The 24,502-nt window shown below is 67.3% G+C and carries 23 protein-coding genes; 13 read left to right on the top strand and 10 right to left on the bottom strand.

All coding sequences use genetic code 11. From position 1 onward, the window contains the following. Positions 1 to 166 precede the first annotated feature (166 nt). The gene (locus tag Cth01_RS21130; RefSeq protein ID WP_045840306.1) at positions 167 to 1,102 is read left to right on the top strand and encodes a LysR family transcriptional regulator; all 936 of its coding nucleotides are present in this window, start codon (positions 167 to 169) and stop codon (positions 1,100 to 1,102) included. Here the strand turns inward: Cth01_RS21130 and Cth01_RS21125 are convergent, their stop codons facing one another. Beyond that, a complete protein-coding gene (locus Cth01_RS21125) occupies positions 1,103 to 2,047 on the bottom strand; it encodes a LysR family transcriptional regulator (protein ID WP_346190154.1) in 945 nt (314 codons plus the stop codon). Positions 2,048 to 2,155: 108 nt separating this feature from the next. On the opposite strand from Cth01_RS21125, the gene Cth01_RS21120 reads away from it, so the two are divergent. The 10 genes from Cth01_RS21120 (at position 2,156) to Cth01_RS21075 (ending at position 12,555) form a co-directional block, all read left to right on the top strand. Then, positions 2,156 to 3,586 (top strand): M20 family metallopeptidase, encoded by a 1,431-nt coding sequence (locus Cth01_RS21120; protein ID WP_045840305.1) that lies wholly within the window; start codon positions 2,156 to 2,158, stop codon positions 3,584 to 3,586. Between the two features lie 26 nt (positions 3,587 to 3,612). Then, complete coding sequence (locus tag Cth01_RS21115) at positions 3,613 to 4,605, top strand: Bug family tripartite tricarboxylate transporter substrate binding protein (protein WP_045840304.1); 993 nt, start codon at positions 3,613 to 3,615, stop codon at positions 4,603 to 4,605. A gap of 130 nt (positions 4,606 to 4,735) precedes the next feature. Then, entirely contained in the window at positions 4,736 to 5,878 is a 1,143-nt protein-coding gene (locus Cth01_RS21110; protein ID WP_045840303.1) for an acyl-CoA dehydrogenase family protein, read from the top strand. Between the two features lie 84 nt (positions 5,879 to 5,962). Further along, positions 5,963 to 6,463, top strand: coding sequence for a MaoC family dehydratase (locus tag Cth01_RS21105; RefSeq protein WP_045840302.1), 501 nt, complete (start codon positions 5,963 to 5,965; stop codon positions 6,461 to 6,463). Between the two features lie 81 nt (positions 6,464 to 6,544). Further along, positions 6,545 to 7,756, top strand: a complete 1,212-nt coding sequence (locus tag Cth01_RS21100) for a thiolase family protein (RefSeq protein WP_045840301.1) — start codon at positions 6,545 to 6,547, stop codon at positions 7,754 to 7,756. Positions 7,757 to 7,768: 12 nt separating this feature from the next. Further along, positions 7,769 to 8,191, top strand: coding sequence for a Zn-ribbon domain-containing OB-fold protein (locus tag Cth01_RS21095; protein ID WP_045840300.1), 423 nt, complete (start codon positions 7,769 to 7,771; stop codon positions 8,189 to 8,191). Between the two features lie 26 nt (positions 8,192 to 8,217). Beyond that, positions 8,218 to 9,228 (top strand): Bug family tripartite tricarboxylate transporter substrate binding protein, encoded by a 1,011-nt coding sequence (locus Cth01_RS21090; protein WP_045840299.1) that lies wholly within the window; start codon positions 8,218 to 8,220, stop codon positions 9,226 to 9,228. Between the two features lie 13 nt (positions 9,229 to 9,241). Beyond that, on the top strand, positions 9,242 to 10,450 hold the full coding sequence (locus tag Cth01_RS21085) for a CaiB/BaiF CoA transferase family protein (RefSeq protein ID WP_045840298.1): 1,209 nt from the start codon (positions 9,242 to 9,244) through the stop codon (positions 10,448 to 10,450). Positions 10,451 to 10,514: 64 nt separating this feature from the next. Beyond that, positions 10,515 to 11,690 carry a CaiB/BaiF CoA transferase family protein gene (locus Cth01_RS21080; protein ID WP_045840297.1) on the top strand — a complete coding sequence of 392 codons (1,176 nt, stop codon included), beginning with the start codon at positions 10,515 to 10,517 and terminating at the stop codon, positions 11,688 to 11,690. Between the two features lie 13 nt (positions 11,691 to 11,703). Further along, complete coding sequence (locus Cth01_RS21075) at positions 11,704 to 12,555, top strand: thioesterase family protein (RefSeq protein ID WP_052703408.1); 852 nt, start codon at positions 11,704 to 11,706, stop codon at positions 12,553 to 12,555. A 19-nt stretch (positions 12,556 to 12,574) separates the two neighbouring features. Here the strand turns inward: Cth01_RS21075 and Cth01_RS21070 are convergent, their stop codons facing one another. The 4 genes from Cth01_RS21070 to Cth01_RS21055 form a co-directional block, all read right to left on the bottom strand. Then, positions 12,575 to 14,071 (bottom strand): class I adenylate-forming enzyme family protein, encoded by a 1,497-nt coding sequence (locus Cth01_RS21070; protein WP_045840296.1) that lies wholly within the window; start codon positions 14,069 to 14,071, stop codon positions 12,575 to 12,577. A 4-nt stretch (positions 14,072 to 14,075) separates the two neighbouring features. Continuing rightward, positions 14,076 to 15,047 carry a Bug family tripartite tricarboxylate transporter substrate binding protein gene (locus Cth01_RS21065; RefSeq protein ID WP_045840295.1) on the bottom strand — a complete coding sequence of 324 codons (972 nt, stop codon included), beginning with the start codon at positions 15,045 to 15,047 and terminating at the stop codon, positions 14,076 to 14,078. A gap of 76 nt (positions 15,048 to 15,123) precedes the next feature. Continuing rightward, on the bottom strand, positions 15,124 to 16,407 hold the full coding sequence (locus tag Cth01_RS21060; RefSeq protein ID WP_045840294.1) for an acetyl-CoA hydrolase/transferase family protein: 1,284 nt from the start codon (positions 16,405 to 16,407) through the stop codon (positions 15,124 to 15,126). An 11-nt stretch (positions 16,408 to 16,418) separates the two neighbouring features. Next, positions 16,419 to 17,384: a Bug family tripartite tricarboxylate transporter substrate binding protein gene (locus tag Cth01_RS21055; RefSeq protein WP_045840293.1), complete on the bottom strand. Its 966-nt coding sequence runs from the start codon at positions 17,382 to 17,384 to the stop codon at positions 16,419 to 16,421. Between the two features lie 298 nt (positions 17,385 to 17,682). On the opposite strand from Cth01_RS21055, the gene Cth01_RS21050 reads away from it, so the two are divergent. Together Cth01_RS21050 and Cth01_RS21045 are read left to right on the top strand one after the other, a co-directional pair. After that, positions 17,683 to 19,131 carry an MFS transporter gene (locus tag Cth01_RS21050; RefSeq protein ID WP_045840324.1) on the top strand — a complete coding sequence of 483 codons (1,449 nt, stop codon included), beginning with the start codon at positions 17,683 to 17,685 and terminating at the stop codon, positions 19,129 to 19,131. 26 nt (positions 19,132 to 19,157) lie between these two features. Next, complete coding sequence (locus Cth01_RS21045; protein ID WP_045840323.1) at positions 19,158 to 19,952, top strand: SDR family oxidoreductase; 795 nt, start codon at positions 19,158 to 19,160, stop codon at positions 19,950 to 19,952. Positions 19,953 to 19,961: 9 nt separating this feature from the next. Here the strand turns inward: Cth01_RS21045 and Cth01_RS21040 are convergent, their stop codons facing one another. Genes Cth01_RS21040 through Cth01_RS21020 form a run of 5 tightly spaced genes read right to left on the bottom strand, consistent with a single transcriptional unit; the run spans position 19,962 to position 24,379 of the window. Then, positions 19,962 to 20,681: an ABC transporter ATP-binding protein gene (locus tag Cth01_RS21040; protein WP_045840292.1), complete on the bottom strand. Its 720-nt coding sequence runs from the start codon at positions 20,679 to 20,681 to the stop codon at positions 19,962 to 19,964. Beyond that, positions 20,671 to 21,420 carry an ABC transporter ATP-binding protein gene (locus tag Cth01_RS21035; RefSeq protein ID WP_045840291.1) on the bottom strand — a complete coding sequence of 250 codons (750 nt, stop codon included), beginning with the start codon at positions 21,418 to 21,420 and terminating at the stop codon, positions 20,671 to 20,673. The genes Cth01_RS21040 and Cth01_RS21035 overlap by 11 nt, the downstream gene beginning before the upstream one ends. A gap of 2 nt (positions 21,421 to 21,422) precedes the next feature. Beyond that, positions 21,423 to 22,328: an ABC transporter permease subunit gene (locus Cth01_RS21030; protein ID WP_045840322.1), complete on the bottom strand. Its 906-nt coding sequence runs from the start codon at positions 22,326 to 22,328 to the stop codon at positions 21,423 to 21,425. Further along, on the bottom strand, positions 22,324 to 23,199 hold the full coding sequence (locus Cth01_RS21025; protein ID WP_045840290.1) for a branched-chain amino acid ABC transporter permease: 876 nt from the start codon (positions 23,197 to 23,199) through the stop codon (positions 22,324 to 22,326). Before Cth01_RS21025 ends, Cth01_RS21030 begins: the two co-directional genes overlap by 5 nt. A 10-nt stretch (positions 23,200 to 23,209) precedes the next feature. Further along, a complete protein-coding gene (locus tag Cth01_RS21020; RefSeq protein ID WP_045840289.1) occupies positions 23,210 to 24,379 on the bottom strand; it encodes an ABC transporter substrate-binding protein in 1,170 nt (389 codons plus the stop codon). Between the last annotated feature and the right edge of the window lie 123 nt (positions 24,380 to 24,502).

The following is a 24,502-nucleotide window of genomic DNA, read 5'->3' as shown; positions in this document are numbered from 1 at the left end:
TGTCCGTATTACCGTCAAATCTTCAGTGAAGCGCGCAGCGTGTCCAAGTGGGGAATTTCGAAGCGGCGATTCGAGAAGCTCGAAGCCCCAGGCCCATGCAGTCTTTTTCGAGGGAGGCAGTCCTGGATCGACCGACTGCACGCCCGGCCGGTATGCTTGGCACATAATGACCTTCAACCGCCTTCATTTCATCCGCCAGACCGACCTTTTCACGCTACGGCTGTTCCTCTCGGCCGTGGAAGAGCAGCAGATCGGGCGCGCGGCGATCCGAGAGAACATTGCGGCCTCCACCGCCACCAAGCGCATCCAGGACTTCGAGGAGATCGCGGGCATCCAGTTGCTCGAACGCACGCCCAAGGGCGTGGCGCCCACTGCCGCAGGCCAGGTGGTGGTGCGCTACATCCGCAAGCTCTTTACCGAACTCGACGCGATGCGCGACGAGGTCACGGCCTTCAGCGAAGGCGTGCGCGGCGAGGTTTTCGTGGCCTCGGCGCGCTCCATCTTCGTGCCCTTCCTCTCGCGCGAACTGGGCGACTTCGCGCGTGACTATCCCATGGTGGACCTGGTGGTGCGCGAACTGGAGAACACCGAGATCGTGCAGGCCGTGCAGCAGGGCGATGCGGACATCGGCGTGTTCGCCCTCGCCCCGGGGCTGCAGCTGGAAGGCGTGCAGGTCGCGCCTTACCGTACCGACCGCATGGTGGCCGTCGTGCCCGAGGCACATCCGCTGGCCGGGCGCGCCAGCGTGTCGTTCAAGGACCTGGTGGCGCACGACCTCATCGTCGTCTCGGTCATGCAGCAGGCGTTCTCCAACGCGGCGCGCAAGCTCGGCGTCGCCTACAAGCCCAAGTACTGCGTGCGCAGCACCGGCGTGGCCATGAGCCTGGCGCAGGCGCGCCTGGGGGTGACGGTGCAGCCCGAATGCTCGGTGATGCAGACGCGGCTGGACGGCGTGCTGGCCATACCGCTTTCGGACACCTGGGCGCGGCGCATCGTGCAGATCGCCACGCCGCGCGAACGCAGCCTGGGGCCTGCCGCCCAGGCGCTGCTCGCGCAGTTGATGAGCCGGCCGGCCGATGCGGCGACAGGCGCTGCCCCCTGATCAAGGCGCGCCGGTGCCGGCCGATGCATACGAGTCGATGCCGCCAACGATGTCCCGCAGCAAAATGCCTGCCGCGGGCGGCAGGACCCGGCCATGGCGCGAGATCACGTGGACCCGCCCCTGCGACAGGATGGGATTCTTCATCGGCAGCCTGACCAACCGGGCCTGTGCCGCCTGCGGCACCGCCAGCAGGCGCGACGACAGCACGTAGCCCAGGCCCAGTAGAACGAAATGGCTCATGGCATTGAAGGAGCTGGTGGTGAATACCGTGTTCAGCCGCACCCCCTCCACGGTCTGGGCCGCCTCGATATGCTGCTGCAGGCCGAAGCCATGGTGCATGGCCACGCCCGGATAGGGCAGCAGGTCGGCCAGGTCCAGCGGCGGCGTGCGCTGCGCCAGCGGATGCGAATCCAGCACATGGGCCTGGATGGGATAGGAATGCGAATGGTGTGAGCGAAGCCGCCCGTCCTTGGGCGGCTGGAATGCGATGCCGATATGGGCGCGGTCTTCCACGACCCGGCGGGCGATCTCGTCCGTGCGGCCGATGGACAGATCCACGGTGATCCCCGGATGCCGCGCCATGAAGCCATGCAGCACGCGCTGCATCAGCCAGTCCACGAAACCTTCGCCCGCCATCAGATCCACATGGCCGCGCTGCACCTTCTGGATGCTGTCGAGCTGCTCCAGCAATTGGCGCTTCTGGCTCAGCTGGCGCCGCAGGTAGTCCGCCACCAGCGCACCGGCATCGGTCGGCTGCACGCCACGCCCCTTGCGCTCCAGCAGGCAGGCGCCGCATTCCTGCTCCAGCGTGCTGACGGCGCGGCTCACCACGGATGGATCCACACCCAGCACCTCGGCGCCGCCGCGTACCGATCCGCTGTCGAGCACTTGCAGGAAGTAATGCGCCAAGCGTGCATCGAGCCGGCCATCCAAAGCATTGGGCATGGGATTCATGTGTTGCCTGATTACGCAACAAATATCCACCACTTCTGTCATTGATGCAACAGTCGACTTTATCCAGACTCCTGTGCGTCACCCACAACGAGAGCCCCCATGCACGCTGCCACCGAAGACTTCATCGACGCGCAAGCCCCCGCCTACACCGCGCTTTCCGACAGGATCTGGAGCTTTGCCGAACTGGGCTACCAGGAACAAAACTCCGCCGCCGCCCACATCCAATACCTGCGCCAGGCGGGGTTCCGGATCACCGAAGGCGTCGCCGGCATTCCGACGGCCTTCTTGGCCGAGGCCGGCAGCGGCGGCCCGGTCATCGGCATCCTGGGCGAGTTCGATGCGCTGGCGCAGCTCAGCCAGGAAAGCCAGGCGCTGGAATGCCGCCCATCGAGCGAAATCATGTCCGGCAACGGCCATGGCTGCGGCCATCACCTGCTGGGCACGGCCGCGCACCTGGCGGCCGTGGGCGTCAAGGAGTTCCTGGAGCGCACCGGCACGCCCGGCACGGTGCGCTTCTACGGCTGCCCGGCCGAGGAAGGCGGCTACGGCAAGACCTTCATGGCGCGCGACGGCCTGTTCGACGACCTGAGCGCCGCCCTCACCTGGCACCCGGGACCCATCACCACGGTCAAGAACATGAGCTTCCTGGCGGTGAAGCAGGCGTATTTCCGCTTCACCGGCGTGGCGGCGCACGCCGGCTCGTCGCCGCACCTGGGCCGCAGCGCGCTGGATGCGCTGGAGCTGATGAACATCGGCGTCAACTTCCTGCGCGAGCACATGCCCACGGATGCACGGGTGCACTACGCCATCACCGATGCGGGCGGCCTGGCCCCCAACGTGGTGCAGGCCAGCGCCGAGGCGCTGTACATGATCCGCGCGCCGCACAACCACGAGGTCGATGCGCTGTACCAGCGGGTGCTGGACATCGCCAATGGCGCGGCGCTGATGAGCGGCTGCCAGGTGCAGGTGCGCTTCCATTCGGGCTGCTCGAACATGGTGCTCAACGACCCGCTCAACCAGCTCATGTACGAGAACCTCAAGCGCCTCGGGGCGCCGCGCTACGACTCCCGGGACCAAGCCTACGCCAGTGAACTGGTGAAGACCACCAAGCCCGAGGAGCACGAGGCCCTGGGCCGCTGGCTGACGGCCGCCTGGCGCGACCCCAAGCCGCTGTTCGACACGGTGGACGAGTACGACCAGCGCATCGTCACGCCCATGCACGGCTCTACCGACGTGGGCGATGTGAGCTGGGTGACGCCCACGGCGCAGTGCATGACGGCCTGCTTCGCCTTCGGCACCAGCCCGCATTCGTGGCAATGGGTCACGCAGGGCAAGACCGGCATCGCGCACAAGGGCATGCTGCTGGCCGCCAAGACCCTGGCCGCCACGGCCATCGACCTGTTCCAGGAGCCAGCGCACATCGAGGCGGCGCGCCGGCACTGGATCGAGCGCCGCCGCGGCGTGGCCTACCAGTGCCCGATTCCCGCCGACGTACTGCCGCCGCCGCTGCGCAAGGCGGCCAACCGATAAGAGCCTGCCCCAAGGAGACAAACACCATGCATCCCACGAAGCGCCAATTCCTTCAACTGCTGAGCGCCGGCGCCCTGCCGGCCTGGCTGCCCGGCCCCACGCGGGCCGACACCTATCCAAGCCGGCCGGTGACCCTGGTCATCCCCTATCCCCCGGGCGGCAGCGGCGACAGCACGGCCCGCGCCGTCAGCCCGACACTGTCGGCCAAGCTGGGGCAGCCAGTGGTGGTGCAGAACATCGCGGGGGCCAGCGGCACCATTGCCGCGCAGAAGATCATGAACGAACGCGCCGATGGCTACCATCTGTACCGGGGTTCGCTGGCCGAGCTGGAACTGGCAGCCAGCAGCATTGCGTCCGTGAAATTCCGCGGCGACGACTTCCAGCTGGTCCAGTTGATCAGCCGGCCCGAGCTTGTGCTGATCACGCGCAAGGGGCTGCCGGTCCGCTCGGTGGAAGAATTCCTTGCCTACGCCGACAAAATGGCCCGGCAAGGCAAGCCGCTGACCTACGCCAGCACCGGACCGGGGTCCATCTACCACCTCCTCGCCAGCCGGCTCTCCCGGATGACCGGCATCGAGATGCTGCACGTTCCGTACAAAGGCGGAGGCCCCGCCGACCAGGCGCTGCTGGCCGGGGAGGTGGATTTCTACATCATTCCCTACCTCGCGCAGCACGAGGAGTTCCAGAAGAAGGGCATGATCAAGATCCTGGCCGTGCTGAGCCAGGAGCGCATTCCCGAGCGGCCGGCCTATCCCGCGATCGCGGAGACCCCGCGCGTGAAGGACATGGCCATCTCGATCGCCGGCGGTTTCTACGTCAAGAGGGGCACGCCGCAGGCCATCCTCGAAGTGCTCAACCGCGCCCTGGGCGAATCGCTCCAGGACCCGGCGGTCCAGACCGCGCTGCGCGCGCTCAGCCAGAAGCCTGCCACCCCCATCGGCCTGGCCGAGGCCGAGCGCGTGCACCGCGAAGGCATCGCGCAATTCCGCGAGCTGGCTGCGTCCGCGGCGCTGTCCTGAGCCGCGCCGGCCTCAACCTCGCACCTACTTCGCCGCCGTCGAAATGGCATTTCGAAATTTGCAACTTGGTTTGCACGCCCCTCCTGCCTAACCTTCGGGCTGTCAAACACCCGCCCGAAGGAGCAACGAGATGGCCAATTTCCTCGACGAATCGCAGCAGTTGTGGCTCGACACCGTGAACAAGTTCATGGACAACGAGATCACCTGCGAATACATCCGCAAGTGCGACCAGAACCGCGACTACCCCTACGAAGCCTATGAAAAGATCGCCCAGCAGGGCTGGCTGGGCCTGCTGTTCTCCGAAGAAGAAGGCGGCGTGGGCGGCAACATCTTCGACTACGTGCTGATGGCCGAGGGCCTGGGCAAGTATGGCTTCGACTTCGCCGCTGCCATCCTGGTGCCCACCTTCACCGCGATGAACATCGCCAAGTACGGCTCGGCCAAGCAAAAGGAGATGTACGTCAAGCCCTTCATCGAAGGAAAAATCCGTTTCTCGGTGTCGATGACGGAGCCCGATGCAGGCTCGGACGTGTTCGCCACCAAGACCCATGCCAAGAAGAACGCGAACGGCGATTGGGTCGTCAACGGCGCGAAGATGTTCTGCTCGGGCGCCCAGGCCAAGGACACCGTCATCGCGATGCTGGTGCGCACCGACATGAACAACAAGCATGGCGGCCTATCCATGCTGCTGATCCCGAACACCACGCCGGGCCTGGTCATTAACAAGCTGCCCACGCTGTCGCGCCACGCGACCGGCACGACCGAAATCTTCCTCGACAACGTCATCGTGCCCGGCGACATGATCCTCGGCGAGGAAGGCCAAGGCCACGAGATCATCCTCAACCACCTCGAGCTCGAGCGCTGCGCCGTCGCCGCCGCCTACACGGGCAACGCGCAGGAAGCCGTGAACAACGCCAACCGCTATGCGCACCAGCGCACGCAGTTCGGCCAGCCGATCTTCAACTTCCAGGTGCTCAAGCACATGCTGGCAGAAGACCAGACCCGCGTCGATGCGGCCCGCCTGCTGGTCTATCGCGCCGGCGTCATGAAGGCCGAGGGCAAGCCCGCGCCGACCGAAACGTCGATGGCCAAGCTGTTCGCCTCCGAAACCCTGAAGCAGTGCGCGCTCGACGGCATGCAGATCCTCGGTGGCTTCGCCAACCTGCCCGAGGCCGACATGGAGCGCTACCTGCGCGAATCCATCCAGTGCACCATCGGCGGCGGCACCTCGCAGATCCAGCGGACCATCATCGCCAAGTCGCTGCGCCTGTAAACCGGCGCATCCGCACCCCGCTTCCGGAACGTCCGCTCCGGGAGCGCGCCCCTACCGCATCCACGAATACAACAGGAGATACGCATGAGCCTCATCAACAACCAGATCAGCCAGACCTTCGACGAGCTGCAAGACGGCCAGGTCTTCAACTCCGGCGGGCGCACCATCACCGAGACCGACGTGGTGAACTACTGCGCGCTCACCGGCAACTGGATCGCCATCCACTCCAACACGCTCTACGCCTCCAAGACGCGCTTCGGCAAGCGCCTGGTGCAAGGCGCCCTCACCTACTCCATCGCCACCGGGCTGATCCAGTTCGGCCTGGGCATCCAGGCCAACTACGGCATCGACAACATGCGCTTCCTCAAGCCCGTGCTGATCGACGACACCGTGTTCGCCCGCGCCACTGTGATCGGCAAGAAGGTCAAGGACGAGAAGTACGGCGTGATCAAGTTCCTGATCCAGGTGCTGAACCAGGACGGCGACATCGTGCAGCAAGGCGAGTGGAGCCTGCTGATGCTGCGCAAGCGCGAAGACCTGGATGCGCTGATCGCCTCGACGCTGCCCGCGCCCAAGGCGGCGTAAGGAATACAAACAGAATCGGCTTCCATCGCTTTCCCATCAAGCGCTGGCAGCTATTTTTTTCAAAGCAAAAAGGAAGCAGCCATGTCACGCCAACCCGTGGCGGCCATCGTCGGCATGGGCGATGCCTATGCGTCGCGCGCCGACCGCAAGGACCCCATGCAACTGGCCGTGGAGGCCACCAACCACGCGCTGCGCGACGCGGGCATCCGCAAGGAGCAGATCGACGCCGTGTTCACCGGCCGATCGCCCTGGGCCGACAAGCGTTCGCAGTGGAGCAACATCTTCATCTCGCACATGCACATGCCGGTGACGCTCGACACCGAGCTGACCATGCACGGCTCGGGTCTGACGGCCTCGGTCGCCATGGCCACGCAGATGATCGCCGCTGGCCGCGCCGACTATGTGCTGTGCCTGCAAAGCGATGCCACGGAACTGTTCGTCGATGCCGTGGCCATGGGCGCCGAGGCCGATGCCGATCCGCAGTTCGAGATTCCCTATGGGCCCATCATCCCGGCGCTCTACGGCATCGCGGCGCAGCGCTACTTCCACGAGTTCGGCATCACCGAGGCGGACCTGGCCGAAGTGGCCATCGCCAACCAGCGCTGGGGCGTGCGCCATCCGCACGCGGCCAAGGCGCGCTTTGGCGAGGTGGACCGCGAGACGGTGCTGGCATCGCCCTACGTCGCCACGCCACTGCGGCGCTGGATGTGCTCCACCTGGGGCGGCGGCACGGGCGGCGCGCTGGTCGTCACCTCGGTGGAGAAGGCGCGCGGCGTGCCGGGCGCCATCCATGTGATGGGCTATGGCTCGGCCTCCACGCACGAATATCTGACCGACCGCATGAACATGCGCTCCTGCCGCTACGCCAGCCTGGGCCAGTTCCCCAACCTCACCACCACGGCCACGGCCGAGGCGGCGCGCCAGGCCTATGCGGCATCGGACCTGACACCGGCGGACATCGACATGCTGCAGATCTCCGTCAACTTTGCCCACATGGGCCCCATCGTGATGGAAGACCTCGGCTTTGCCCCCAAGGGGCGCGGCATCGATGTCTACCGCGAGGGCCGCACCGGCATCGACGGCGACCTGCCCACCGATACCAACGGCGGCTGGCTGTCGTTCGGCCAGCCAGGCATCTCCTGCAACATGGACAGCTACGTGGAAGCCATACGCCAGCTACGCGGCCAGGCCCTGGGTGGCGTACCGCGCAAGCGGCCCAAGACGGTATTGGTGCAGGGGGCGGGCGGCATGCTCGCCGCGGGCGCCGTGACCATTCTTGCCAACCCAGCCTGAAGGAGCCCTGCGATGAGCGAAATCCACTACGTCGACGGCTGGCCCCAGCCCTATGCGCAGCTCGACGCCGAGCCCTATTGGGCGGCCCTGAAGAAAGAGCGCCTGACCTACCAGCACTGCAACGGCTGCCAGCTGGCCGTGTGGCCCGCGCACTCGTACTGCCCGCACTGCGGAGCGGACAAGGCGCAGCTGGAGTGGCGCGAATCCGCCGGGCGCGGCACGGTCTATTCCTTCAGCACCGTGATGCGCGGCCCCACCAAGGCATGGGCCTCCATCGCGCCCTACACCGTGGGCTTCATCGAGATGGCCGAGGGCTACTACCTGTTCAGCCAGATCAATGGCCGGCCCGGGGACATGCGCATCGGCCAGAGCGTGCAGGTGCGCTACCTGCAGCGCGGCGAACAGGTATTGCCCGTATTCGATGCGGCCGGGTAAGCATCCGACAACACAGGAGACAAGACATGAAGAACCCCCCCCTCCATCGGCAGCGGCGGCTGTGCATGCGCCTGGGCCTGGCCGCGCTGGCCGCATGGACAGCCACCGCTGCGCTGCCTGCCGCCGCGCAGGACTGGCCGACCAAGCCGGTGCGCATCGTGCTGGCCATCGGCCCGGGCTCGTCCGGCGACACGCTGGCGCGCCTGATGGCGCCCCGGCTGGAGCAGCGCTGGAAGCAGCCGGTGGTCATCGAGAACAAGCCCGGTGCGGGCGGCGTGGTGGGCACCGAGCATGTGGTGCGCGCCACTGATGGCCACACGCTGCTGCTGGGCACGCAAAGCTCCTTCCTTCCCAAGTACACGCAAAAGGGCGTGCGCTTCGACCCGCTGACCGACCTGGTGCCGGTACGCAAGGTGCTGAACTACCAGTTCGTCATCGCCGTCAACGGCGAGACCGCGAAGCAGGCCAGGACGCTCAAGGACCTGGTGGCACTGAGCAAGAAGGGCGAGCAGGGGCTCTTCTTCGCGGGCCTAGGCCCCACGTCGGTGTTCAATCTGACCTACGCCATCCTGAACCAGCAGCTGGGGGCCCGGTACACGGGAGTGAACTTCAACAACGTCAACGAGGCCAACATGGCCGTGATGCGCGGCGATGCGCAGTTCATCGTCAACAACCCGGCCTCAATCCGGCCCTACTTCGCCAATGGCGGCATGGTGCCGCTGGCGGCCATAAGCACGCAGCGCTACCCCGACCTGCCCGAGGTGCCCACCTTGCAGGAGGCCGTGGGCTACAGCGGCTACCTGCCCCAGTTGTGGACAGGCTTTTTCGTACCCAAGGGCACCCCCGCGCCGGTGGTCGAGCGCATCAACCGCGACGTGGCGGCCGTCTTCGAGGACGCGGAATTCCGCAAGCAGATGGAGGACAAGCTCACCGCCTCCGTGGCAGCCTCGTCCCCCGGGGCCTTTGCCAAGGACATCCGCGAGGAGGTCGCGGTCTGGCAACGCCTGTTCAAGTCCCTGAACATCCAACCGGAATAAGGGAGGCATCGCCATGGCTGGACCACTCACCGGGGTGCGGGTGCTGGACCTGACCTCGAATTTCATGGGTCCGTATGCCTCTCTGCTGCTGGCCGACATGGGGGCCGACATCTGCAAGATCGAGGCGCCCGCGGGCGACCCGACACGCGGCGTCGGCCCCTGCCGCAACCCGGGCATGAGCGCCATCTTCCTGCACCTGAACCGCAACAAGCGCAGCGCGGTGCTCGACCTCAAGCACCCCGAGGCCGCGCAGGCGCTGCGGCGCATGATCGAATCGGCCGACGTGGTGCTGCACAGCCTGCGACCCAAGGCCATGGCCAAGCTGGGCCTGGCCTATGAAGACGTCCAGAAGATCAATCCGCGCATCATCTACTGCGGCGCCTTCGGCTTCGGCCAGAACGGCCCGTATGCCGACCGGCCCGCGTATGACGACCTGATCCAGGCCGCCGTGGGCATGCCAGTGCTGCAGGCCCGTAAGGTGGGGCCGCCGACCTACGTGGCCACGGCCATCGCCGACCGCCTGGTGGGCATGGCCAGCTGCAATGCCGTGGCCATGGCGCTGTACTACCGCGAGAAGACCGGCCACGGCCAGTCGGTGGAGGTGCCCATGTTCGAGACCTTCGCCCACTTCGTGCTGGGCGACCATCTGTACGGCCACAGCTTCGAGCCGCCGATCGGCGACTGGGGCTATGCGCGCATGATGAGCGCCGAGCGCCGGCCCTACGAAACACTGGACGGCTACATCGGCGTCAACATCTACAACGACCGCCACTGGCAGCGCTTCTTCCTGGCCGTCGGCCGCCCCGACATGGCCGAAGACCCGCGCTACGGCACCATCTACGGGCGCACCGAGAACATCGCCTACCTGTACCAGTTCCTGGCCGACACGTTCAAGACCCGCAGCACCGCCGAATGGCTGCGCCTGCTGACCGAGGCCGACATCCCGGTCATCGAGATGAACACCCCCGGCACACTGCTGCAAGACCCGCACATGCAGGCGGTTGATTTCTTCCAGATGCAGCAGCACCCCAGCGAGGGCCTGCTGCGCATGCTGGGCATACCACAGCGCTGGAGCGAAAGCGCGCCCGAGCAACGCTACCCCGCGCCGCGCCTGGGCGAGCACACCGTGCAGCTGCTGACCGAATACGGCATGGCGCAGGAACAGGCGCGACACCTAGTGCAGGCGGGGGGAGCCATCCAGGCGCAGAAGATGCAAAAATAATAGCTATTCGCGCTTGCTGCATAAGTGCTCGATGGCATTTGGATTAAAAATCAAGGAGACAGACATGCAAGACGACCAGCGATCCGACCTGCCTTTGGCAGGCATCACCGTGGTCGAGCTCGGCGACAGCGCCTCCGCCCCCTTCGCCGGCCATGTGCTCGCCGGCCTGGGCGCCGAGGTCTGGAAGGTGGAGCGCCCCTCGGGCGACTCCTCGCGCGGCTGGGGGCCCAGCCAGTGGAGGGGCAGCGGCGCCGCCTTCCACGCGCTCAACCGCGGCAAGCGCTCGATCTGCCTGGACATCAAGGACCCGGTGCAGCTGGCCACGCTGCACGACCTCATCGCCGGCCATGCCGATGTCTTCCTGCACAACCTGCGCCCCGGCAGCGCCGGCCAGTACCAGCTCGACCCCGACAGCCTGCGCGCGCGCAAGCCCGAGCTGGTGGTCTGCGAAGTCGGCGCCTACGGCCACGTCGGCCCGCTGAACCAGCTGCCCGGCTACGACCCGCTGATGCAGGCCTTCGCGGGCATCATGACGCTGACCGGCGAGGACGGCCAGGCGCCGGTGCGCGCGGGCGTGTCCATCGTCGACTTCGGCACCGGCATGTGGGCCGTGATCGGCATCGTCTCGGCGCTGCTGCGTCGCGAGCGCAGTCCCGTCAAAGAGGTAGGCGCCACCGTCAACAGCTCGCTGCTGGAGACCGCCATCGCCTGGATGACGGTCGGCATCGCCAACTATGCGGCCGACGGCGAGCCGGGCGGGCGCCATGGCTCGGGCGTGGCCTTCATCGTGCCGCACCGCGCCTACGAGGCGGCCGACGGCCATGCCATCCTCAGCGCCGCCAACGACCGGCTCTTCGCGCGGCTGGCCGAGGCGCTGGGCCACCCCGAATGGGCCACCGATCCCCGGTTCGCCACCAACAACGCGCGCCTAGCCCACCGCAAGGAGATCGACGGCCTAATCGGCGCGCGCATGAAGCAGCACACGCGCGCCTACTGGCAAAAGCACCTGGACGGCTATGGCCTGCCCTGCGCCTCCGTTCAGACCACGGCCGAGCTGGTGGCGCACGCGCAGACCCAGGCGCTGGGCATCCTGGGCAAGGCCAGCGATGACGAGATCGCCCTGGTGGGCGTGCCGCTGTCGTTCGACCGCCAGCGCCCGCCACCGCTCGATTCGGCGCCCTGCATCGGCCAGGACGACGAGCGCCTGCGCGCGCTGCTAAAAAAGACATCGGTTCAATAATGCAGGATGCACCATGACTCCCAACGACATCGGCTACACCAGCCACATCACGCGCGTGGACGCCTGGGAGTGCGACCACAACGGGCACTGGAACACCCGGTTCTACATGCGCGCGTTCCAGAACGCCGCCGAAACCATTGCCATGCTCGGTGGCGACAGCAATCCTGGCGGCTCCGTCATCCGGTCGCGGCATGCACGTTTCCACCGTGAACTGCTCTGTGGCGCCGCGGTACTCGTGCGCTCGGTCGCCATCCAGGGCGGTCGCTGGGACGGCGCCATCGTGCACCTGCTGGAGAGCGACGGCAGGCTGTCAGCCACGGCACTGGATCTGCCCGGCCGCGCCAGCCGGCACCTGCCCCAGGTACCCGAAATGGCCGTGGCCCTGGCACTGCCGCGCGGACTGACGCATGAGGCATCGGTGGCCCAGGACGCTCCTGTGGAAGCCCGCAGCGCCCACCTGGGCATCCTGCGGCCCGAGGCCTACGACCACACCGGCGCGCTGATGTTCGACGAACTGCTGCGCTATGCCAGCTACGCCATCTACGACTACCACGCCTTCCTGGGCTATTCGCCCCGGTTCACCACCGAAACCGGCTTGGGCCGGATGGCGGTGGAGGTGCGCACCACGCTGCTGGGCCAGGCCCCGGCAGGCATGGGCATCCACTCGCATTCATGGCTGCTGCAGGCGCAGGGCAAGTCCTTCGCCAGCGCGCACTACCTCGGCACCCCGCAGGGCAACCCGATCGCCATGGTCGAGGCGTGCCTGCTGTCCGTGGACATGAACACCCGCCGCTCGGCTCCGGTGCCCGAGTTCCTGCTGGCAGCCGCCGCAGGGGCGCCTGCCGCCAGACCTTCGGCGGCTTGAACCTGCCCCGGACAGGCAGCTACAAGCGCTCGAGCAACTGCCGCCGCATCAGCTTGCCATTGGCGCTGAAAGGCAGCGCATCGATGGCGACGATGCGCGTTGGTCGCTTGTAGGGGGCGAGCTGCTCGCGCAAATGGGCCTTCAGCTCGGCCTCGTCGAGCGGCTGAGCGGGGTCGGGCACCACGAAGGCGATCACCGCCTCGTTGCCGTCCGCCTCCTTCTGGCCGACCACTGCCGAGGCCGCGACGCCCGGAAATGCATTGAGCGCCTGCTCCACCTCGCCGGGGTACACGTTGAAGCCCGAGCGGATGATCATTTCCTTGATGCGCCCCACCACGAACAGCGCGCCGTCGGCGTGCAGCTCGCCCAGGTCGCCGCTGGCGTACCAGCCGCCGGGCCGCATCACCTCGGCCGTGGCCTGCGGGTCGCGGAAGTAGCCTGGCATCAGGCCCACGCCGCGCAGCCAGATCTCGCCGCACTCGCCCGTGGGCCGGTCCTCTCCCGTGGCGGGATCGACGATGCGCAGTTCGGCGCCGAGAAAAGCATAGCCGGAACTGGTGTCCGCGCGCCGCTCCGAGAGGCGGGTGGCGTGCAGCGAGCCCGCGTATTCCGAGAGGCCGTAGCCGTGGTGCAGCGTCTGGCCGAAAGTGGCCTCGACCCGTGCTTTCAGCGCCAAGTCCAGCGGACCCGCGCCCGCGTAGAGGTAGCGCAGTTGCGGCGCAACGGGGTGGGCGATGCTCTGCTCCGCGCAATATTGCAGCAGGCGCGCGAACAGCGCGGGCGGCCCCTGCACCTGCGATACGCCGCAGTGCGCCAGCGCATCGAACAGCTCGGCGGGCTCGAATTGCGGGCGCATCTCCAGCGCCGCGCCCGCGTGCAGCGAAGCCAGCAGCACCGTGCCCAGACCGAAGATGTGCGTCATGGGCGCATAGGCATAGACCTTGTCGCACTGCCCCAGCGCACGCGACTCGGCCGAGACGCGCGCGAAGTGCAGCACGCCGCGGTGGGTCATCATCACGCCCTTGGGCGCGCCGGTGGTTCCCGAGGTGAAGATGATGGCGGCAACCTCGCTGGCCAGCGGCTCCGGTTCCGCCACGGCATCGGCGCGCACGGCGCTGCGCAGCATGCCCTCCACGCACGAGGGCGTGGCCCCGTGCCGGGCGGCGTGCCCGGCGGCGGCGGATGAAACGCCTGCCGTGAAGTACAGCACCCGCGCATCGGCCTTGGCGGCGAAGGCGGCCACCTCGCCCGGCGCCATGCGCGCGTTCACGCCGCAGGACCACGCGCCCACCCGGCTGCAGGCGATGAGCAGCGCCGCATGCTCGGGACAGTTCTCGGCCACCACCAGCACGCGGTCGCCGGGGCGCACGCCATCGGCGCGCAGTTCATGCTCCAGCGCATCGGCCAGCGCACCCAGGTCGGCGTAGCTCAGCGTGCGATCGGGAAGGTGGATGAAGGGGCGCCGGGGAGCCTCGGCCAGCCAGCGGTCCAGCAGTTCGTGGATGCGTTCGGGCATGGTTTCAGTCCACCTCGATGCCGTTGGTGACGGTGGCCCAGGTGGCGCGCTCCTGGGCGGCGCGCTCAGCCAGCGCGGCGGGCGCGCCGGTCCACGATTCGTAGCCCAGTTCCTTCAGGCGGGCCTGCACCTCGGGCCGCGCCAGCACGGCGTTGAAGGCCTTGTTGAGCCTGGCGGCCTGCGCGGCGGGCAGGCCCTTGGGAGCGTACACGCCATACCAGCCGCCGATGTCCAGCCCCTTCAGGCCCGCCTCGGCGAAGGTGGGAACGCCCGGCAGCGCGGGGTTGCGCTGCGGCGCCATGAGGGCGATGGCGCGCAGCTTGCCGGACTGGATGTGGGGCGCGGCGGTGCTCACGATGTCCATCATCATGCTGATCTGCCCGCCCAGCAGGTCGGCCACGGCGGGCGCGTTGCCCTTGTAGGGGATGTGGTTCAGCGCGATGCCGGCGCGGTGGGAGAACAGCAGCACGCCCAGGTGGTTGGACGAACCCACGCCGGAGGATCCATAGTTCAAGGCGCCCGGATGCACCTTGGCGTAGGCCACCAGTTCCTGCGCGGTCTTGTAGGGCTGGGCCGGGTGGGCGATGAGCACGTTGTAGTAGCTCAGCACGGGCGCGACGGGCATCAGGTCCTTGGCCGGGTCGAAGCCCATCTTGCGCATCACGTTGGGGCTGATGGTGATGGTGGGGCTGGCCGCCAGCCACAGCGTGGCGCCGTCGGGCTTGGCGCGCGCCACTTCGCCGCCGGCCAGCGTGCCGCCCGCGCCGCCCTTGTTGTCCACCACGACGGCCGTGCCAAGTTCCTTGGCCAGGTGCGGGACCAGCAGTCGCGCCGTCTGGTCCACCGGTCCGCCCGCCGCGTAGCCAACGACGAGGCGGATGGGCGTGGCATCGCCTTGCGCCTGCGCAAGGCCGGGAGCGCCCAGCGCCGCCAGCAGGGCGGCGGCAAGCAGGCAACGGCGGGTGGCATGGGGCATGGAAGATATCTCCTGGGTTTGAGGTAAAAAATGCCTCCAGCGCTCATGTATCCAGCGCAGGCAGCTATCGTTTTTGCTATCCAAAGGCCGCGCCGCAACGGCGCAGCAGGTCATGGGCCTGGCGCTCCAGGCCGGCGCGGTGTTCGGGCGCGGCGATGTCCAGCATGCGCCGCACGCGGCGCGCCAGCGTCTGGCCGCGCAGGTCGGCCACGCCGTGTTCGGTAACGATCAGGCCCGCGTCGCAGCGCGGCGTGCTCACGGGACCGCTCAGCTGCGCCACGATGCGCGTGGCGCCCTTGGCCGTGGCGGGCAGCGCGACGATGGGCAGGCCGCCCCGGCTGCGCGCGGCGCCGCGCAGGAAATCGACCGCGCCGCCCACGGCGCCCACGTAGACGCCGCCCGCAACCTCGGCGTTGACCTGGCCGGTCAGGTCCACCTCGATGGCGGAGTTGATGGCCGTGAGCTGGTTCAGGCTGGCGAGCACCTCGGGGTGGTGCGTGTAATCGGTGCCGCGCAGGGCCAGTGCCGGGTTGCGGTGTGCCCAGCGGCGCAGGCGCTCACTGCCCATGAGGATGCCGGCGATGCCCACGCCCGCGTCGCGGCCCTTGCGGGCGTTGGTCAGCGCGCCCTCCTCGGCCAGCAAGGCGATGCCGTCGCCGACCGCGCCGCTGTGCAGGCCCAGGTCGCGCCGGTTGCGCAAGGCCGTCAGCACGGCCTCGGGGATCTTGCCGATGCCGACCTGCAGCGTGGCGCCGTCTTGCACATGGGCGGCGATGTGGCTGGCGATGGCCTGCTCGATGGGGCCCGGAGCGGCGCTTTCGGCGTCGATGGGCGCGTGCTCGGCATCGACCAGCAGCGCGAAATCGCTGGCCTGCAAGTGCACGCTGCCGTGCGTCCAGGGCACGGCGGGATTGACCTCGCCGATCACCACGCGCGCCTTTTCCAGCGCGGCGGTGAGGTATTCGTGCACCAGGCCCAGGCTATAGCGGCCCTGTTCATCGGGCGGCGAGACCTGCAGCAGCACCACCTCAGCGGGCAGCACGCCGTCGCGGATCTGGCCCGGAATGTGCGAGTAGTGGCTGGGCAAGATATCGAGCACACCCGCCTGGGCCAGCGCGCGGTGCGGGCCGCTGGCGGCGTAGCCGAAGAAGTCGATCACGTCGGCCTGCTCGGCCTGCAACGTATCAGACGCACCGATGCCTACGAATGCCCGTAGCCGCCCGCCCTGCGCGAGCGCATGGCGGTGCGCCACGATGGCGCGCGTGAGCGTCAGCGGCTCGGCCGTGGCCTGGCCCCACCACAGGGTATCGCCAGCGCGCAGCAGGTTTCGCAAACGGCCAACCCAGGCACTTTGTTCCATTACTGCTCCATTCATTGCGCCTTGACGCCAGCCAGCTCGATCAGATGTTTGGCCTTGTTAAACTCCTTGGGTGCTGCCAGCTTGAGATCGGCCGGCCCTTGGATGGACACGTCCAGCCCCTGGGCCAGGCATAGCTCCTTGAACTCGGGCAGGCCTGCCGCCACCGTCAATGCCTCACCCAGGGCCGCCACAATGGGTGCGGGTGTACCGGCGCGCACCAGCGCAAGAATAGGAGTGACGAAGTCGTAGCCTTTCAAGCCCGATTCGTCAAGCGTTGGCACCTGGGGCAAAGCGGCTGAGCGCTTGAGGCTGCTCACGGCCAGGATGCGGATCTTGCCCGCCTGCAGCAGCGGCAGGGTCGGCCCTGTGCCATTGAAGCCCACCTGGGCCTGGCCCGAGGCCACTTCCAGCGCTGCCTGCGAGGCCGACTTGTACGGCACGTGCAGCATGCGGATGCCGGCCTGGCTGGTCATCATTACCGCCGCCAGATGCGACGAGGTACCCGGCCCCGGCGAGGAGTAGCTGAGGCTGTCCGGCGCTTTTTTTGCTGCGGCGATCAAGTCCTGGACGGTCTTGAATGGTGAATCTGCCGGCACAAAGACCACGATGGGCGCCTGAGCAAACGCGGCCACGGGAATGAAATCGGCCCTGGCGTCGAAATTGAGCTTGCTGTAGAGCGCCGGCAGGCTGAAGTGCGCCCCCGTGGAGAACAGCACCGTGTAGCCGTCGGCAGGCGCCTTGGCGACCAAATCGGTGCCCAGCACACCACCCGCGCCCGCCTTGTTGTCAACAACCACTGCCTGGCCCCATTTCTTGCCCATCTGGTTGGCCAGAAAGCGGGCCGTGATATCCGTACCCGTGCCCGGCGCATTGCTGACGATGGCCCGCACGGGCTGGCTGGGATAGGCGGCAGCGCGAGCCATGAAGGGCAGGCCCGCGCAGGCGGCGGCCAGGGTGAATCGGCGGCGTTGGATCATCGCGTGTGTCTCCTGAGGAAAGGGTTGCGCATGCGGGCTTTTTCGCCGAGCCAGTCTGCGCGTTGCACGCATTGGACGGGCCACGCCTCACGCGGGTCAACGCCGCCACGCCCTTTGTTCCGTACCTTGGCAGAAACGCTGCCCGCCTGCCATCGACACACCCAGCGCCACGCGCAGGCACACATGCAACCATCCGCGCCACCCGGCGATTTCCATCGCACGGAACAAGCAACGGCCGGTGCTTGCGCAGATCATCGCCTCCGTGCGCCAATGCTTCCCGACCGCCCACAAGACATCCATGTACACCTCTTCCCACCAACGCCTGCTGCACCGGCACAGGCAGCACCTGACCATTGCGCTGATCGGCGGCCTGGTCGGCATCGAGTTCCTCGAAAACGGGATGTTCGTGTTCGCGGCGGCGCCCATCCTCGCCGCTCTCCATGCCGCGCCACAGGACTTCGCCCTGTTGCAGATGGCCTATGCGGTAGGCAATATGCTCATGGTGGTGCTGCAGCAGTGGATGACGCGCCATTTCGGCTACCGCCGCTACCTGCTGCTGGCGCTGCTGCTGTTCGGCCTGGGCGACATTGGTTGCGCGATTGCCAACAATCTGCCGTCGCTGGTCGCGGCACGCATGCTGCAGGGCATGGGCGGCGGCGCCTTCTTTCTGAGCACCCGGGTGCTGATCCCCGTACTGTTTTCGGTCGAGCGACGGCCACTGGCGGCGCGCGCCTTCATGGTGGCCGTGTTCGCCGCGGGCGCACTGGCACCGGCACTAGCGGCCAACCTGGTGCATGCCGCAGGCTGGCGCTGGGTGTTCTGGATCCAGCTTCCGGCAGTGGTTCTGCTCGCCGTTGGCGTGCGCAGGCTGATGCCCCGTCACCTGGGCAAGAGCCTGGAGCCGGTGCGCTGGTCGCTCGCACCGGTACTGCTGTTCCTGCTGGCCGCTGGCCTTCTGCAGTGGAGCCTCAGCGAGGCAGACTTCCAGCTGCTTGCGCACCCGGAGAAGTTTGCGCTCACAGTGCTAGTAGGCATCACGCTGCTAGGCCTATTCGGGATACACCAGTGGCGCCATGACGAGCCGCTGCTGCATCTTCGCGACCTCGCGCATCCAGGCTACCTCGCAGGCCTGGGCTTGTACGCGCTGTACTACTTCATCGTCAACTTCAGTAACTACCTGTTCCCCCAGTTCGCCGAGCAAGGAATGCGCCTGCCGATGCTCACTACCGGATGGCTCAACAGCTTCTCGGGCGTGGTCACGCTCGCGGCAGTGCTGCTGTACCTGCGCTACAGCGCCCGGATCGCGAACAAGCGCGCCATGATGATGACGGGCTGCCTGTGCATGGCCGCCTCCGCCTGGTGGATGTCGCGGCTGGGGGCGGATGCCCCGCTTGCGGCACTGCTGCCGCCGCTGGCCGTGCGGGGGCTGTTCGGCGTGCTGATGGTGCTGCCGGTCGCGTCGCTCACTTGGAAGGCGCTGGGTGACACCCACTTCGCCAAAGGCTACCAGGCCAAGAACGTGATGCGGCAGATGATGGTCTCGCTGGCCTCCGCCGTAGCCGCGGTGTCGCTGCAGAATGCGCGCACCGCCGAGTTCGGCACGCTGGCGGCCGAGCTGGGCGAGGCGGGCGGAGCCGCGATGGAAGCCCAGGCCACCTTCCTGGCGGGCCAGCAGCTGTACCAGTGGATCTGCGGGATCTCGATGCTGGCGGCGGTGGTCGTCGCGGTGCAGAAGAAGCTGCGCTGACGCACGCACAAGAACAGGAGACAGACATGGACATGCAACTGACAGGCCACCGCGTGCTGATCACCGGCGCGTCCCAAGGCATCGGCGAAGGACTGGCCAAGGCCTTCGCCGCCGAAGGCTGTGAACTGGCGCTGGTGGCACGCTCGGCCGACAAGCTCGAAGCACTGGCTGCTGCCCTGCGCACAACGCATGGCGTGCGGGTGGACGTGCTGGCGCTGGACATGGCGCAGCCCGGCGCGATCGCGCAGATCGCCAGCTTCGCGGGTGACGTCGACGTGCTGGTGAACAACGCGGGCGCCATTCCGGGCGGCAACCTGTGGGACGTGGGCCCCGAGCAGTGGCGCCAGGGCTGGGAGCTGAAGGTCTTTGGCTACATCGACCTCACGCGCGCCGTGTACCCAGGCATGAAGGCACGAGCCAAAGAGGGACGCCGCGGCGTGATCCTGAACAACATCGGCAATGGCGGCCAGAACCCCGACTTCAACTACATCGCGGGCAGCACCGGCAACGCCGCCCTCATGGCCTTCACCTGCGCCCTGGGCGGGCGCAGCCTGGAGGACGGCATCCGGGTGGTGGGCGTCAACCCCGGCCCGGTGGCCACCGAGCGCATCGCCAAGGTGCTGCGCAACCACGCGGCCCGCCTGCTGGGCGACGAGCGGCGTTCCGGTGAACTGATGGCGGGCTACCCGCTCGGGCGCGCCGCCACGGTCGCGGAGGTGGCCGACCTGTTCGTGTTCCTGGCATCGCCGCGCTCAGCCTATACCAGCGGCACCATCGTCACGGTGGATGGAGGCATTACCTCCAGGCGCTCGGTGGCTTGATCAGCGCGATCACAGCCCCAGATACGCCTTTTTGATGTCCGGGTCGTTCAGGAACTCCCGCGACGGCCCATGCTTGACCACCGCGCCCGCCTCCAGCACGTAGGCGTAATCGCTCAGGCGCAAAGCCACCTCGGCGTTCTGCTCCACCAACAGCACGGTCACGCCCTGTTTGTTGATGTCGCGCACCACGGCGCTGATGACGTTGACGAACGCAGGCGCGAGTCCGATGGTCGGCTCGTCCAGCAGCAGCACGCTGGGCGCGCTCATCAGCGCGCGCGCCACGGCCACCATCTGCTGCTGTCCGCCGGAAAGCGAATTGGCGGCGCTGGGCAGCTTGGGCTTGAGGTCGGGAAAGTAGCGCAGGCAGGTATCGAACAGCTCGGCGCGCTTGGCCGCATCCTGGATGCGGTAGGCACCCATCTCCAGGTTTTCCTGCACCGTCATGCTGCCGAACAGGCGCCGGCCTTCGGGGACCAGGGCGATGCCGTGGTCGAGGATGACATTGGGCGCGCGGTTGGTGAGGGGCTGGCCGCCATAGCTGACCTCGCCCGACCGCACCTTCACCAGCCCGGTGATGGCCTTGATCAGCGTGGACTTGCCCGCGCCGTTGGCGCCGATCAGCGCGGCGATGCTGCCGGCCGTCACCTCCAGGCTCACGCCGGTGACAGCGGGCACGGCGCCGTAGTGCACGGTGAGGTCGCGCACCGCCAAATTCTTGTCAGATGTCATGCGCCTCCCCCAGGTAGGCCTTGAGCACTGCCTCGCTGGACTTCACCTCGTCGGGCGTGCCGGTGAAGATGATCTCGCCATGGTGCAGCACGTAGATGCGGTCGCAGATGCTCATCACCGCGCGCATGTTGTGCTCGACCAGCAGGATGGACATGCCGAACTCGCTCTTGAGCCGGCGGTAGACCTTGAGCGTCTCGGCCACCTCGGTCTGGTTCAGGCCGGTGAGCGGCTCGTCGTAGCAGATCAGCGAGGGCCGCGCGGCGAAGGCGATCGCCATGCTCAAGAGGCGCTGCAGCCCGTGCGGCAAGTTCTTGGCGATGCTGTTGCGCTGTTCGGCCAAGCCGAACAGGTCGATGGCCTGCCGGATCACCTCGGCCTGCCCGGCGCGCGCCACGCGGCCGCTGCGCGTGCCGCCCAGGGCGCCGATGAGCACGTTGTCCTCCACCGTCATGGTGGGCAGGTAGCTGCTGTGCTGGAAAGTGCGCACCAGCCCCTGGGCGCTGATGCGCTCCGGCATGGCGCCGGTCATGTCGGCGCCGCCGATGGTGAGCTGGCCCGTGGTCGGCGGCAGAAAGCCGCTGAGCAGGTTGAAAGTGGTGCTCTTTCCCGCGCCGTTGGGGCCGATCAGGCCCACGATCTCGCCCTGGTGGATGTCGATGTCCACGCCCGACACCGCCAGCAGCCCCTTGAACTGCTTGGACAGGTTGCGGCCCGACAGAAGGGTGTTTTTCTCTGCCATGCTCACCGCCCTCCCCCGTGCTGGAGCAGCCCCATCAAGCCCTTGGGCATGAACAGCACCGACAGCACGATGGCCGCGCCGTACAGGATGTGCTCGCTGCCACCCAGGCTCTGCGCCCAGCTGGCGATGCCCACCAGCAGCACCGCGCCGACGACGGGGCCGAGCGGGCTGTCCTCTCCGCCCACCTTGAGATAGGCCAGCGCGAAGGTCGAGAGCATGAAGCCGAAATCCAGCGGGCTGATGACGTTGTTGGCAAAGGCATGCAGCGATCCCGCCAGCCCCGCCACGCCCGAGGCGATGGCGAAGCACACCACCTTGGTGAGAAAAACGCGGTTGCCCACGCTGCGCACCACGTTCTCGTTGTCGCGGATGGCGATGAAGATCTTGCCCAGGTGCGAGCGCTCGATGGCCAGCAGCCCCTGGATGAGCGCGAAGCACAGCACGGTGACGAAGTAGTGGTAGTAGGCATCGAGCCACCCGGGAGGGAAGATGCCCACCAAGCCCGAGTTGCCGCCGAGCAGCTCGGTGCGTGTGTAGAAGATGCGCATGGCCTCGGTGAAGGCGAAGCCGATCAGCAGGAAGTACGGCCCCTTCACCTTCAGCGTGATGCCGCCGAACACGATGCTGACCGCCAGCGCCAGCACGGTGCTCAACGCCAGCGTGGCGAAAAAGGGCAGCTCCACCATGTTGACGATGGCGCCCGTGCAGTACGCGCCAATGCCGAAGAACGCGGCGGAAGCGAAGTTCAGCTCCCCGATCAATAGCACAAAGCGCAGGCTGGACGCCATCACCGCCGCAATCGCCATCCACACCACGAGGTTGCCGGTGTAGCCGCCGCCGAAGGCGATGCAGCCCAGCAGGATGGCGCCGATGGCCACGATGCCCGGCAGGTCGAGATTCTTTTTAATCATTGCCAAAGAACCCTTTCGGCTTGACCAGCAGCACCACCATCACGATCACGAAGATCGCCAGGTTGGCCATCGACGGGTCGAAGTAGAAGCCGACGAACGACTCCAGCAGCGCGATCAGCACGCTGCCCACGATGGCGCCGCCAATGCTGCCCATGCCGCCCACCACCACGGCGATGAAGCCCTTGACGAGGTACGAGTCGCCCAGCGTGGGCGTGACGGCCGCCACGGGCGCGATCAGCATGCCCGCGACGGCGGCCACGCCGGTGGCCATCAGGAAGCCGTACAGCGCGATCTGCCGGTAGGCGATGCCCTGCAGCATGGCGGCCTCGTGGTCGATGGAGACGGCGCGCAGCGCCTTGCCAAAGCGCGTGCGGTTCAGCAGCACGATGATGGCCGCTGTCAGCGCCACGGCAAAGCCCAGCAGCACCAGCCGCTGGCTGGAGACGTTCAGCCCGAGCAGCTCCACATTGCCTTCCAGCAGCGCGGGCACGGGCCGCACCGCGCCGCCGAACACTTCGAGCATGATCCCCTCGAACAGCAGCACCAGCCCGGCCGAGAGGATGAACGAGCCGATCATGTCGCGCTCCAGCCGCTTGAAGCCGAACTGGTAGACCAGCAGCCCCGCCGCCAGGCACGCTGCCAGCCCCGCCGCGCCAGCCAGCGCATACGCCGCCCAGCCGTGGCCCAGGCGGGGCGCCAGCGCGTTCAACGCCAGCGACAGCACCAGCGCACCGAAGGTGAAGAACTGCCCGTGGGCGAAGTTCACCACCTTCAGCACGCCGAAGATGATGGTCAGCCCCAGCGAAAAGAGGATGTACACGGAGCTGATCTGCAGCGCCGTGAACAGCAGTTGGAAAACGTCTTGCACGGTGGGCGCCCTACTTCTGAACGCGGCCCACTTCCTGGAGGTTGGTGCCCACCAGCTTGGTAATGATCACCGGCAGGCGCATCTGCTGGTCGCTGCCATACACATCCTTGCCGCCAAAGCCCGTCTCGCCGTAGAAGGACTTGAACGTGACCGCGGGCATGGCCTTGGCCACGTCGGCGGGCTCGATGCTCTGCGCCTTCTCCATCGCGGCCTTGATGGCCCACACGGCGTCGTAGAAGCCGATCTGGATGGCGTTGGTGCTCTCGCCCGTGGCTTTCTTAACACCCTCGTTCAGTTCCTTCTGGTGCGCGGTCATGCTGTCCAGCGCCACGGCGGCGCCCAGGTAGGCACCCTCCACCGCGTCCTTGCCGGTGGCGAGCAGCCCGTCCGCGCCCGTGCCCACTTCCACCACCTTCACGCCGTTCCAGCCCAGCGACTTCAGCTCCTTGAAGATCAGGCCCGCATCGGCGGGCGGGGTGGAGGCCAGGTCGATCAGGTCCGGCCTGGCCGCGTTCAGCTTGGCGGCGATGGGCTGGAATTCGCTGGTGCCGCGCTCGTACCAGTCGCTCACCAGCACCTTGGCGCCATTCTTCTCCCACGCGGCCTTGGCGACCTTTTCGGTCTCCTGCCCCGTCGCGTCGTTGGGGTTGAGGATGGCGACCGTCTTCACGTTGGGGTGCAGCTTTTTCACATGGGTGATGAGCGGCTCGGCGATCTCGTTGGGCGAGTTCATCTGCGAGAAGGTCAGCGGGAACTTCGGCCCCTTCATGCTGTTGCCCCAGGCCGCCGTGAACATCAGCACGCCCCGGCGCTCCGTGAGCGACTGCAGCGCGCGCGCCGGCGCCACGCCGATGCTGCCGGCCACGAACTTCACGCCATCGCGCGCCACCAGCGCCTGCGCCACCTTGGCGCCCTCGGCGGCGTTGTACTTGTTGTCGTAGGTCACGCATTCGAACTGGTAGGCCTTGCCGTTGACCTTGACGCCGCCGGCCGCGTTCACCTCCTTAGCGGCCTGGGCGCACATCCACTCGGAGCCCTTGCCCCAGTTGGCGCCCGCGCCCGACAGCGGCACGGACAGTCCCAGCTTGATGGTCTGCGCCGCGCCCAGGTTCGCGGCAGTCAGGACCGAGGCGGCAGCGGCGATCTTCAACACTGCCGGCAGATGGAACGTGGCTCGCATGGTGTTTCCTTTACAACGTGAATGGATATGCCGGTGCGGTGGCGAGCCGCCCGCGTAGTTGCATGCATTGGACGGGTCCGGCGGGTGGCGGGTCAACGCGGCCATGGCCAACGTTCCGTACAC

Source organism: Comamonas thiooxydans (assembly GCF_000964545.1).
GTDB lineage: Bacteria > Pseudomonadota > Gammaproteobacteria > Burkholderiales > Burkholderiaceae_C > Comamonas > Comamonas thiooxydans.
Note: the sequence above shows the minus strand (reverse complement) of the source record. Positions and strands in the feature narration are given on the sequence as shown.